General features: G+C 65.3%; 11 protein-coding genes. 7 read left to right on the top strand and 4 right to left on the bottom strand.

All coding sequences use genetic code 11. The features are described 5' to 3' along the window. Positions 1 to 31: 31 nt before the first annotated feature. On the bottom strand, positions 32 to 898 hold the full coding sequence (locus tag EPO50_RS24910) for a tetratricopeptide repeat protein (protein WP_296348604.1): 867 nt from the start codon (positions 896 to 898) through the stop codon (positions 32 to 34). Between the two features lie 36 nt (positions 899 to 934). On the opposite strand from EPO50_RS24910, the gene EPO50_RS24905 reads away from it, so the two are divergent. After that, entirely contained in the window at positions 935 to 1,798 is an 864-nt protein-coding gene (locus tag EPO50_RS24905) for an SDR family oxidoreductase (protein WP_296348602.1), read from the top strand. Here EPO50_RS24905 and EPO50_RS24900 read toward each other — a convergent pair. Beyond that, positions 1,795 to 2,541 carry an alpha/beta hydrolase gene (locus tag EPO50_RS24900; RefSeq protein ID WP_296348600.1) on the bottom strand — a complete coding sequence of 249 codons (747 nt, stop codon included), beginning with the start codon at positions 2,539 to 2,541 and terminating at the stop codon, positions 1,795 to 1,797. The two genes, EPO50_RS24905 and EPO50_RS24900, sit on opposite strands and share 4 nt — an antisense overlap. Positions 2,542 to 2,600: 59 nt before the next feature. Here EPO50_RS24900 and EPO50_RS24895 point away from each other — a divergent pair, with 59 nt between their 5' ends. The 3 genes from EPO50_RS24895 (at position 2,601) to infC (ending at position 6,498) form a co-directional block, all read left to right on the top strand. Then, positions 2,601 to 3,734 carry a glycosyltransferase gene (locus tag EPO50_RS24895; RefSeq protein ID WP_296348598.1) on the top strand — a complete coding sequence of 378 codons (1,134 nt, stop codon included), beginning with the start codon at positions 2,601 to 2,603 and terminating at the stop codon, positions 3,732 to 3,734. A 212-nt stretch (positions 3,735 to 3,946) separates the two neighbouring features. Continuing rightward, the gene (thrS, locus tag EPO50_RS24890) at positions 3,947 to 5,890 is read left to right on the top strand and encodes a threonine--tRNA ligase (RefSeq protein WP_296348596.1); all 1,944 of its coding nucleotides are present in this window, start codon (positions 3,947 to 3,949) and stop codon (positions 5,888 to 5,890) included. 71 nt (positions 5,891 to 5,961) lie between these two features. Continuing rightward, positions 5,962 to 6,498, top strand: coding sequence for a translation initiation factor IF-3 (gene infC / locus EPO50_RS24885; protein ID WP_296348800.1), 537 nt, complete (start codon positions 5,962 to 5,964; stop codon positions 6,496 to 6,498). Positions 6,499 to 6,547: 49 nt separating this feature from the next. Here infC and EPO50_RS24880 read toward each other — a convergent pair whose 3' ends face one another. Next, positions 6,548 to 7,555, bottom strand: a complete 1,008-nt coding sequence (locus EPO50_RS24880) for a LacI family DNA-binding transcriptional regulator (RefSeq protein ID WP_296348798.1) — start codon at positions 7,553 to 7,555, stop codon at positions 6,548 to 6,550. A gap of 107 nt (positions 7,556 to 7,662) precedes the next feature. Between EPO50_RS24880 and EPO50_RS24875 the strand changes: the two genes are divergently transcribed. The 3 genes from EPO50_RS24875 (at position 7,663) to EPO50_RS24865 (ending at position 10,793) form a co-directional block, all read left to right on the top strand. Next, entirely contained in the window at positions 7,663 to 8,532 is an 870-nt protein-coding gene (locus EPO50_RS24875; protein ID WP_296348594.1) for a phytanoyl-CoA dioxygenase family protein, read from the top strand. 65 nt (positions 8,533 to 8,597) lie between these two features. After that, on the top strand, positions 8,598 to 9,944 hold the full coding sequence (locus tag EPO50_RS24870) for an MFS transporter (protein ID WP_296348592.1): 1,347 nt from the start codon (positions 8,598 to 8,600) through the stop codon (positions 9,942 to 9,944). A 3-nt stretch (positions 9,945 to 9,947) separates the two neighbouring features. Continuing rightward, positions 9,948 to 10,793: a sugar phosphate isomerase/epimerase gene (locus EPO50_RS24865; RefSeq protein ID WP_296348590.1), complete on the top strand. Its 846-nt coding sequence runs from the start codon at positions 9,948 to 9,950 to the stop codon at positions 10,791 to 10,793. 11 nt (positions 10,794 to 10,804) lie between these two features. Here EPO50_RS24865 and EPO50_RS24860 read toward each other — a convergent pair whose 3' ends face one another. After that, on the bottom strand, positions 10,805 to 11,587 hold the full coding sequence (locus EPO50_RS24860; protein WP_296348588.1) for a hypothetical protein: 783 nt from the start codon (positions 11,585 to 11,587) through the stop codon (positions 10,805 to 10,807). Positions 11,588 to 11,683: the final 96 nt, after the last annotated feature.

Genomic DNA, 11,683 nt, shown 5'->3' with positions numbered 1-11,683 from the left:
TATGGCTCTTACATCAGGGAGGGGGATGACGCTATCGCTTCCCGCCGGCTGGCGGCGGAGCGCCCGGTGTCGCCGGTGCAGGGGCGACCGGAAGACTGCCGCTGAGGCCGGCTTCGGCGCGCCGCGCGGCCGCGGAGTTCGGTGGCACCAGCTTGAGCACCCGTTCGAAATCTCTGTTGGCGGCATCGCGCGTGCCGCGCGCCAGATAGGCAAAGCCGCGCTCCAGGAGCGCTTCGGTGTGGTCGGGGGCGATCGAAAGTGCGCGACCCGCATCGGCCAGCGCGCGGCCAGGGTCGCGCGCATTGCGCCAGGCGGCAGCGCGCAGCACCAGCACCTCGACATCGTCCTGACGCAGTCGTATCGCGCGATCGAAGTCGGCGATGGCTCGCTGCCAGGACTGCATGGCGGCATAGGAAAGGGCACGATCGACCCATAGATCGGGATCGTCGGTCTTGAGTTCGAGCGCGCGGCTCTGCGCCTGGGCTGCCTTGTCGGCCGCACTCGCCTCCATCCAGGCCTGCCCCGCCTGCGCCCATAGCTCGGCGCGCAGGCCCGGCCGCTCATGGCCCATATCGCGAGCGATCGCCTCGAACTGCGCCGCGGCCTGGGCGTACTTGCCCGACTGGAACATGGCGATGGCCACACAGTGACGCGCCCCCATGCCGCCGCCCTCGCTCATCCACTTCTCGGCGAGCGGCAGCGCCTTCAGCGGCTCGCCGCGCGCCAGCTTCATGCATTCGGCGTAGCGGCGCTGATGGTCCGGCGGGATATCGAGCACGCCGGGGCCGGGAATCGTCGGCTGCGGTGTCGCCGGAACGACGGGAATAGGTTGCGCGCCCGCGGCCGGGGAGAGAAACAGCGCGGCCGAGAGCCAAAGCGCCTTGTGACGAAACAACATAGTTGAAAAGAACCGCGCCACAGCGATCCTGACAAGATGACAAGGCGTCTTTTCATTTTTGGTCTGGGCTATAGCGGCCTTGAAATCGCCAAGCTTGCGCAAGCGCAGGGTTGGAGTGTTGCTGGAACTTGCACGGCCGGCGAAAAAGCCAATCGCCTTCGCGCAGAGGGCATCGAGACATATACATTCGACGGCACAGCGGCCCTGCCGGCGTCGACGCTGAACGACACATCGCACGTTCTTTGCACCATCGCGCCCAAGGAGACCGGCGATCCCACCCTCGGCGCCTGTCGTCCGATGCTCGGCCGTGCCCGATGGCTGGGCTATCTCTCGACCACGGGCGTCTATGGCGATCACAGCAGTGGCTGGGTCGATGAAACGACACCGGCCACGCCGGGCCGGGCGCGCAGCATCGAGCGGCTGGCGGCCGAACAAGCCTGGCGCGATCTCGCTCGGGAAACCGGCGCCACGCTCGACATATTGCGCTTGCCTGGGATCTACGGTCCGGGACGCAGCGCTATCGATCGAGTGAAAGCCGGCACGGCGCGGCGTATCGACAAGCCCGGCCAGTTCTTCTCGCGGATTCACGTCGAGGATGTCGCGAATGCGGCAGTGCGCGCGATGGCACGCTCAGGCGAGACGGCACTCTGGAATGTGGCCGACGACCTGCCGGCCCCGAACAGCGACGTGATCGCCCTTGCCTTCGAGCTGCTTGGCATGCCCGTGCCGCCGGCCATTCCCTGGGAGCAGGCAGCGCCGGCGATGAGCCCGATGGCGCGGTCGTTCTATATGGAAAGCCGGCGCGTACGGAACGACCGGATGAAGCGCGATCTCGGCGTCGTGCTGCGCTACCCGACCTATCGCGAAGGTTTGAAGGCGATCGCCGCGGCTGCAGGCTAGCGCGTCAGCTCCTCGACCGTCGCGATCAGGCGAGCGATGTCGGCAGGCGTGCTGAGACGATGATCACCGCCTTTGACGAAGGTGGTGATCACCTCTGGCGCGTCGAGGTGCCTGGCAATCTGCAGTGAATATTCCCACGGCACGTCGGGATCGCTCTGGCCATGCAGCAGGCGCACGGGACAGGGCAGCGCCAATGGCTTGTCGAGGAGCAGGTGGTTGCGCCCCTCCTCGATCAGCTTCCAGGTGAAGACCGACGGTTCGGCCGAGTATTGCGAAGGCCGTTCGAGGCGGCCGTCGCGCTGAAGGATCGCGCGATCTTCGGATGAAAGGCCGCCGAGCAGCATGCGTTCGGTGAAGTCGGGCGCGGCGGCGATGAGCACCAGGCCTGCGAGTCGCTCCGGCCGTGCTTGCGCTGCCAGCAGTGACAACCAGCCGCCCATGCTCGAGCCCACCAGCACGAGCTTGCCGTCGGTCAGCGAATCGATGGCGGCCAAAGCATCGTCCTTCCAGCGACCGATCGTTCCGTCTTCGAAGCGGCCCGAAGACTGACCATGACCGAGATAGTCGAAGCGCAAAAAAGCGTGACCGGACTTTTCGGCCCAGGCTTCGAGCGCAACGGCCTTGGTGCCGGTCATGTCCGATCGAAAGCCACCGAGAAACACGACTGTCGGCGACTTTCCCGACGTCCTTGCATAGGCAACGTAATTGCCGTCGTCGCGCTGCAATTGCTCAACCCTACCCACGCACCGGCTCCCGTGTTACCTGCACGATCCTCTGTTCTTCTTACGCTTAAGCAAACACAGTGTCCGCGCCAACCCTGCTGCAGATCGTTCCCACGCTGGCCGGCGGTGGCCTGGCGCGCGCGACGCTCGACGCCGCGCAGGCGGTGATTGCCGCCGGCGGTTCGGCGGTCGTCGCCTCGCCCGGCGGCGCCATGGTCCCCGACCTGCTGCGTTTGCGCGCCAGCCATCTCGAACTGCCCGACAGCACGCATGCGGTGTGGGGCCGGCTGACCCTGCCCAGCAAGCTGGCGTCGAGCCTGCGCGAAGCAAAGGTCGATGTCGTCCAGGCGCGCTCGCCTGCAACAGGATGGGTCGCCCGCGCCCTCGCGCGACGCCTCGGCATCAAGTGGATCGCCACCTTGCATCGCCCGTTCCTCGCGCACGATCTCGCCGGCCGCTTCATCGAGCGGCGCCAGTCGCGCGCCGACGCGGTGATCGCCGTGTCCGACCATGTCGCGCGCGATGCGCTGCAACGCTTCCCCGCGCTCGAAGACCGTCTCGAGACGATCCCGCCCGGCATCAACTTCGACCGGTTCGATCCGGCGATCGTGCGCGCTGACCGGTTGATCCGGCTGGCCGGCGAACTGCGCGTGCCCGACGGCAGTCTTCTCGTCCTCTGCCCAGCGCGCTTCACCGAAGACAATGGTCAGAAGATCCTGATCGAAGCGATCAAGCGGCTGGGCCGCGACGATGTCTTCTGTCTGCTCCTGGGCTCGACCGGCGCATCGACGCCGTTCGAGAAGGAGCTGGAAAATGCCATCGTGGCCGCCGAGCTGCAGGGCCGCGTGCAGATCGGTCCCTATGTCGACGACATGCCCGCGGCCTACATGCTGGCCGATGTGGTCGTAGCGACAGGCGGCACTCGCCAGGGTTTCAGCCGCACACTGATCGAAGCGCAGGCGATGGGCCGGCCCGTCGTGACCGAAGATGGCGGCGGGGCAGCCGAGGCCGTGCGTATTGGCGTCACTGGCTGGGTGGCACCTCCCAACGATCCGGCGGCACTGGCCGATGCGCTGCAAGCCGCGCTTTCGCTGTCGATCGAGCGGCGTGCGGAACTGGCGCGGGCCGCGCAGGAGCATGTGCGCAGCCAGTTCAGCCTGGCGCAGTCCAACGCCCGCCTTCTCGCGCTCTACGAGCGCCTGCGAATCCCCTGAGACCGCCGAGGACCTAGCTTGACTCGGGTCGGACCCCCGCCTATCTCCAAGCGCATGGAACGCAGGTTTTCAACCGCTCCAGCCAACACCACCACCGTACGAACTTGATTCGGCCGGGCGCTGGCACTCGTGCCGCTTCCCGGCCCGTTGTGGCCGACGTTTTCACGTCGGCAGACGTATCTTGTTCGCAATTTCGTTAGCTGGTGGACACCATGATCAACATTTCCTTGCCGGACGGTTCGGTCCGGTCGTTCGATAAACCGGTCAGCGGCGCCGATATCGCCGCCTCGATCGGTCCGGGCCTTGCCAAGGCGGCCCTGGCGCTGCGCATCGACGGGCAGATGAAGGACCTCGGTTACGTAGTCGATCACGACGCCAAGATCGGCATCGTGACGTCACGCGATCCCGATGCCCTGGAATTGCTGCGCCACGATGCAGCCCATGTGCTAGCGCAGGCAGTGCAGGAGCTCTATCCCGGTACGCAGATCACGTTCGGCCCCTCCACGGAGGACGGCTTCTACTACGACTTCGTGCGGTCCGAGCCCTTCTCGTCCGAAGACTTTGCCAAGATCGAGCAGCGCATGGCCGAGATCGTCGATCGCGATCTGCCGATCACGCGCGAAGTGTGGGACCGCGCGAAGATCAAGGACTACTTCGTCCAGCACGGCGAGAAGTTCAAAGCCGAGTGGGCCGACGAACTGCCGAAGGACGAGGAGATCTCCGTCTACAAGCAGGGCGACTGGCTCGACATGTGCCTCGGCCCGCACCTGCCCTCGACGGGCAAGCTCGGCAAGGCGTTCAAGCTGACGAAGGTGTCGGGCGCCTACTGGCGCGGCGACGCCAAGAACGCCCAGCTCCAGCGCGTCTACGGCACGGTCTTCTTCTCCGACAAGGATCTCAAGGCCTACCTGACGCGTATCGAGGAAGCCGAGAAGCGCGACCATCGCCGGCTCGGCCGCGAGATGAGCCTCTTCCATCAGCAGGAAGAAGCGGCAGGCATGGTGTTCTGGCACCCCAAGGGCTGGACGTTCTGGCGCACGCTCGAAGGCTATCTGCGACGCAAGCTCGAAGCCGGCGGCTATGTCGAGGTCAAGACGCCTCAGCTCGTCGACCGCAAGCTCTGGGAAGAGTCGGGCCACTGGGAGAAGTTCCGCGAGAACATGTATCTCAGCGAGAACGAGGAAGGCCTGAAGGAGTTCATCGCCGACGATACGAAGCGCATCTTCGCGCTGAAGCCGATGAACTGCCCCTGCCATGTCGAGATCTTCAATCAAGGCTTGCGCAGCTATCGCGAGCTGCCGCTGCGCATGGCCGAGATGGGCTCATGCCATCGCTTCGAGCCGTCGGGCGCGCTGCACGGCATCCTGCGCGTGCGCAACTTCACGCAGGACGACGCGCATATCTTCTGCAGCGAGGAGCAGATCGAGAGCGAGACGATCCGCTTCTGCAAGCTGCTGGACGAGGTCTATCGCGACCTGGGCTTCACGGACTACTTCGTGAAGTTCTCCGACCGGCCGCCCGTGCGCGCCGGTTCGGATGCGGTGTGGGACCAGGCCGAGGGCGCGCTTCTGTCGGCATCGAAGGCGGCCGGCCTCGACGTCATCCTCAACCCTGGCGAGGGTGCATTCTACGGCCCGAAACTGGAGTTCGTACTGCGCGATGCGATCGGCCGCGACTGGCAGTGCGGCACGTTGCAGGTCGATTTCGTGCTGCCCGAGAGGCTCGATGCCAGCTACGTGGCGGAAGACGGATCGCGCAAGCGACCCGTCATGCTGCACCGCGCCATCTTCGGCAGCTTCGAACGCATGATCGGCATCCTGATCGAAAACTATGCCGGCCGCTTCCCGCTCTGGCTGGCGCCGACGCAAGCTGTGGTGGTCACGATCGTGAACGATGCCGATGGCTATGCCGAGGAAGTCGCCTCGGCCTTGCGCGCCGCCGGCATGCGGGTCGAGACGGACCTGCGCAACGAGAAGATCAACTACAAGGTCCGCGAACATTCGCTGGCGCATGTGCCGCTGATCCTCGCGGTCGGCCGGCGCGACATGGACGGCCGCACGGTGGCCATCCGGCGATTGGGCTCGGAAAAGCAGGAGGTCCTTGAACTCGGGGCCGCCGTCACTAAACTTTCAGTAGAGGCGCGGCCGCCCTTCTAGGGCGGCCAAGACTCGACTTCCCGCCCCGACTTTCGAGATGGAAGGGGGCTTCGACAAAGGAGAATGAAGCCATAGCACGACCTGCTCAACAGACTGCCCCGACCCGTGAGGGTCCGCGCGTCAACGGCGAGATCAGAGCGCCGCAAGTGCGACTGATCGACGAGAACGGCGACATGGTCGGCGTCCTCAACACCCGCGAAGCGATTGAAATGGCCGAAGAAGCCAGTCTCGATTTGATCGAGATTTCGCCCAATGCGGTGCCCCCAGTCGCCAAGATCTCAGACTACGGCAAGTACAAGTACGAGGCCCAGAAGAAGGCCCACGAAGCGCGCAAGCATCAGAAGGTCATCGAGGTCAAAGAGATCAAGATGCGCCCGAACATCGACGAGCATGATTACGAAGTGAAGATGCGCGCGATGAAGCGGTTCATTGAGGAAGGCGACAAGGTGAAGGTCACCCTGCGCTTCCGTGGCCGCGAGATGGTGCATTCCGAACTCGGCCTGCAGGTCCTGAACCGCGTCCGCGGCGAGATGGATCCGTTGACCAAGATCGAATCGATGCCGCGCATGGAAGGCCGGCAGATGATCATGGTACTGGCACCGAAGTGATTAGTCCGGCGTAAGCGGCTGAGCGGGATCGACGCGACGTCGGCCCGCTTCAACCGCTCTCTCTCAAGACAAGTTCGAAGCCCAGATCGACACGGCGTGGCTTGGTCGGATCGAGCGCCAGTTCGGCGGCGGCCCGGCCTATGGCTGCGCCGTCGATGCGGATCGTGCTGACCGTCGGCGAGAACAATCGGCCCATCTCGAGATCGCCCAGGCCGACCACTGCAATCGGTGGCACCGTTCCGGGCTCAACATCGAGCCGGCCAGCGCGCCGAAGAGCCGACAGCAGGCCAATGGCATAGGCATCGTTGGCCGCGAAGACGGCATCGGCGTCGGGCGCCGTGGCGAGGAGCGCCGCTCCCGCGCCAGCACCGGACTGCCACTCGATCAGCACGCGCCGCGGCTCGGTGAGCCCGGCCTCGCGCGCGGCCTCGACGAAACCATGCCACCGTTGCGTCGCGCGGCGATCATCGCCACCGACGAAGGCCAGCCGGCGTCGGCCGGCTTTGGCGAAATGACGGCCCACGACCACGCCAGCATCGTGATTGTCGAAACCCACGGCCGCATCGACGGGCGCCGCCGGCAGTTCCCAGGTCTCGACCACGGGAATGCGCGCCCGCCGCAGCATCTCGGCGCCCTCGGCGGTGACTGGCGCGCCGACCATGATGATCGCTTCAGGCCGCCGTGACAGCAGCGCCGCCAACATCCGCTCCTCGCGCTGATGGTCGTAGCCGGACTGCGCCAGGATGACGGAGAACCCCAGCGGCTCGAGGACGTCGGACAGGCCCTGCACCGTGTCGGCGAAGATCGAATTGGCGATGGTCGGAACAAGCACGCCGACCGATTTGGTGCGGGCGCTGGCCAGCGAGCCGGCCACCATGTTCGGGACATAGCCCAGTTTGCGGATAGCGTCTTCGACGCGAAGCCGCGTCCCGCTGGACACAATGTCCGGCCGGCGCACGACCCGGCTGACCGTGATCGGCGACACCCCCGCCATTCTGGCGACGGCCATCAGCGTCGGCACCGGTGGTTTCAGAGGGTCCGACGGCCCGTTTTCCATGCCCACCGGCATATCTCCTAGCGCAGGTGGTCTGCAAGAAAGGGATAGCTCGGCCGAGAATGATAGCGCTATCATTTCCGCAATCAAGAAACCCCAGGAGGGAAACCATGATCGGTGAGCGGGAAGTCCAAGCCTACAAGCAGGACGGTGTCATCGTCGTGCCGGATGTCCTCGACAGCCCGACCCTGGCCCGCATGCGCCAGGTCGTAGCCGAACTAGTGGCCGGAGCCGCCGGCACCACCGAACATACCGACATTTACGATCTCGAACCCGGCCACACCCCGGCCAGCCCGCGCGTGCGGCGGATCAAGGCGCCGCACAAAGTGCACGCCGTGTTCGACGAGGTCGTGCGCAGCCCGGAGGTGATCGCCATCCTGAAGGCCCTGCTCGGGCCGGGGCTGCGCCTGCACGGGTCGAAGCTCAACATGAAATCGGCGCATTACGGCTCGCCCGTCGAGTGGCATCAGGACTGGGCTTTCTATCCGCACACCAACGACGACGTGCTGGCGATCGGCGTCTTGCTCGACGACACCGACCTCTCCAACGGCCCCATGCTGGTGTCGCCGAACACGCACACTGGTCCGGTATGGAGCCATCACGGCGCGGATGGCCGCTTCGCCGGCCTGATCGATCCTGACGAGATTCGCGCGGAGATCGATCGCGCCATCCCTTGCATGGGCAGCGCCGGCAGCATGTCGTTCCACCATGTCCGCGCGCTGCACGGATCGGCGCTCAACACGTCGGACCGTCCGCGCAACCTGTTGCTCTACGAAGTCGCCGCGAGCGATGCCTGGCCACTGATGGGCGTGAAGGATTTCGACGAGTTCGACAGCCGCCTGCTGGCCGGCGGTTCGGTCATAGAGCCACGCCTGACGGCAGCACCGGTGCGTATTCCCCTGCCGCCGCCACTGCGCAGCGGATCGATCTACGAGACGCAATCCATCGCGACGAAATCCTACTTCAATCGCGCCGCTTAGCTGGCGAACGAGACCGGCAAGGAATGCCGGCCGCTTCAAAAAGAACAATCTCGTGAGGAAACACCATGACTACGACGACCAAGGACGCCGGCAAGAAGATGCCGGTGCGTGTGATCATTGCCGCCAGCGTCGGCTCGGCGCTCGAATGGTATGATTTCTTTCTCTACGGCACGGCTGCCGCGCTGGTCTTCGGCGAACTCTTCTTTCCGAAGAGCGATCCGCTTGTCGGCACGCTGCTAGCCTTCCTGACCTTCGGCGTCGGCTTCGTCGTCCGGCCGCTGGGCGGCATCATCTTCGGCATCATGGGCGACCGCTATGGCCGCAAGCCGGTTCTGGTGATCACTCTGCTGATGATCGGCATCGGCACCACACTCATCGGCCTCCTGCCGACCTATGCACAGATAGGCTACTGGGCGCCGATCCTCCTCGTCGCGCTACGCGTGGTGCAAGGGCTGGGCGCCGGCGCCGAGTATGGCGGCGCGGTGATCTACCTGGTGGAGAATGCGCCACCGAAGCATCGCGGTTTCTGGGGCGGCTTCGCACCGCTCGGCGTTTCGGTCGGCAACCTGATGGCCGCCGGCGCCTTCGCGCTCGTGACCATGCTGCCACGCGAGGAGCTGATGGCGTGGGGCTGGCGAGTGCCGTTCCTCGCGAGCGTCCTGCTGATCGCCGTCGGCATCTATGTCCGTCTGCGTGTCAGCGAGACCCCGGTGTACACCGAGGCCGTGGTCGCCCGGAAAAAGGTCGAAGCCAATCCGGCGATGGCAGCGCTGCGCAAGCATCCACGCAACTTCATGGTCGTGCTCGGCGCCCGCCTTGCGGAGAACGGCCTGGGTTACCTCTTCCCGGTCTGGGGGTTGAGCTACGTCATCAGCCTGGGCGTCCCCCGCGCCGATGCCCTGAGTGCCCTCATGGTCGCCTTCATCGTCGAGCTGTTCACAATCCTGGGCTTCGCGGCCCTCTCGGATCGGATCGGACGCCGACCCGTCTATATGTTCGGCGCCTTGGCCGGCGTGGCCCTCGCCTTCCCGTTCTTCTGGCTGGTCGAGACCAAGGAGTGGATCTACATCGCGCTCGCCTTCATCCTCGCGCGCGCCGTGGTGACGGCGGCGATGTTCGGGCCGCAGGCCTCCTACTTCGCCGAGCTCTTCCCGCCGCAGCGACGCTTCGCGGGCTTCGCCTTCGCCCGCGAGTTGGGATCGTTGCTGGCCGGTGGCCCGGCACCGTTCCTCGCGACGGCGTTGGTAGCGTGGGCCAGCGGCTCCTGGTGGCCGGTGTCGATCTACGTGATCGTGCTCTCGCTGCTCACCACCTGGGCCATCTGGGCCGGCCCCGAGACCTACGAGGAGAACATCGCCGACGACAACTCGCAGCAGCCTCTATCGGCATCGGCACAGCCAGCGCGAGCCTGATCCGTGGCGCAGCAGCTTCGCGTTCTGCAGTCACTCTGGGCCATGGAGCGGCGTCGCGCAGACGCCGACGAGTGGCCGCTGCAGACGCAGCTCGAAATGATCCGCGACGCCGGCTTCGATGGAGCCGGCGTTCGCTTCATCGATCCGGAGTTCGCCACCGAGGTGACCGGCTTCCTGCGCGCGCACGACATGATCTGGCAGGCGCAGTGCTATCCGACCTGCGTCGACGATCTCAAACCTGTCCTCGAGCTGGTGGCACGGTTGGGCGCCGACCACGTCAACCTGCAGCCGAACGTGCGGCCGCGTCGGCTCGAGGACTGCATCCCGTTGCTGGAAGGTTGGCGGCGACTGAGCGAACAGTCGGGCGTGGCGGTCCATGTCGAGACCCATCGCGATCGCATGACGACCGATCTGTTCTTCATGCTGCAGCTTCTCGACTGTTTTCCCGATCTGCGGCTGACAGCGGATATCTCGCACTATCTGGTCGGACGCGAATTCGCGTGGCCGGTCGACGACGAGAATCACTGCATGATGCATCGCGTGCTCGACAATGCCTGGGGCATCCACGGCCGCATCGCCAGCCGCGAGCAGGTGCAGATCTCGCTGGGCTTCCCGCAGCACCAAGGCTGGGTCGAATTGTTCATGGGATGGTGGGAGTACGCCATCCGTTCCTGGCGCAAGCGTGCCAGCGCCGATGCCGTGCTGACGTTCCTGTGCGAACTGGGACCGCCGCCTTATGCCATCACCGGCCCCGATGGCGCGGAACTGTCGGATCGCTGGCAGGATGCGCTTACGTTGAAAGCCATGATCACTGCGCTGTGGCAGCGCATCGAAGCCGAGGGAGCGTAGGCGCCGGCTTCCTATTTCTGCGGCGACCGTTCGCGCAAGGTCACCGTTCCCGTGGTGCGCTGTTCATCGGGATTGAACCGGCCACCGCCAATTGTGCCGTCCCGCCAGCGCACGCTGTAGACGGTCTCCTCGGCGAAAGACATTGGACCATCTGGTCGTGCCGGCAGCCAGTAATCGCAGCGCGATGCATCATCGGCGTCGAGCTGCTGGGTCTGGCAGATCTGGCGCAGCACAAAGGGAATGAAGCGCACATCGCCGCCCGCTGGCGCGGTCGAGAAGTTGAGGCCGAGCGAGGCCTGTTGCTGATCGCAGCGATAGACGGCGTGGATCACCGCCGCGCCCGGCGTTTGCCGCCGCAGCCCGTCGAGCTCGCTCTGCAGGGTTTCGAGCGCCCGCGTGCGCGCGGCACCGGCGAACTTCGCGTTAACCAGCGCCGCTTCGTAGCGCCCGATCGCCTCGGCCGTCGGCTTTTCGGGATAGCCTGCGCGGACGAGATCGCGCGACCAAGCGAGGGTCTCCAGGGAGCGCACAACCATCTCGCCCGTCAAACCTGCGCGATCACTCCACTCCCCCAGCACGTTGTGGGGCGTCCAGCAGTATCTCAGCAGATTGTAGCCATCCACCTCTACCGGCAGCGCGCGCGCCTTGAGAACGCCGAGCGACTGGCCGGTAACGGTCTTCACCAGCACATACTGGGCGGCGGGATTGTCGCGGACTTTTTCTGAACTCGTCTGTGCTCCCGCATCAGTGGCAGCGAGGCAGGCAAGCAATGCGATGGTTGCAGTCTTCGACATAACAAACCGACAACGCACGAAACGGCTTGTCGTTCCCGCGAGCGTGGTTCGTGTCGATCAATTGGAGAAACGATAGAGCCACGTCGGGGGCGGTCC

Source organism: Reyranella sp., assembly GCF_004297405.1.
Classification (GTDB): domain Bacteria; phylum Pseudomonadota; class Alphaproteobacteria; order Reyranellales; family Reyranellaceae; genus Reyranella.
This window is presented reverse-complemented; position numbering and strand designations above follow the sequence as displayed.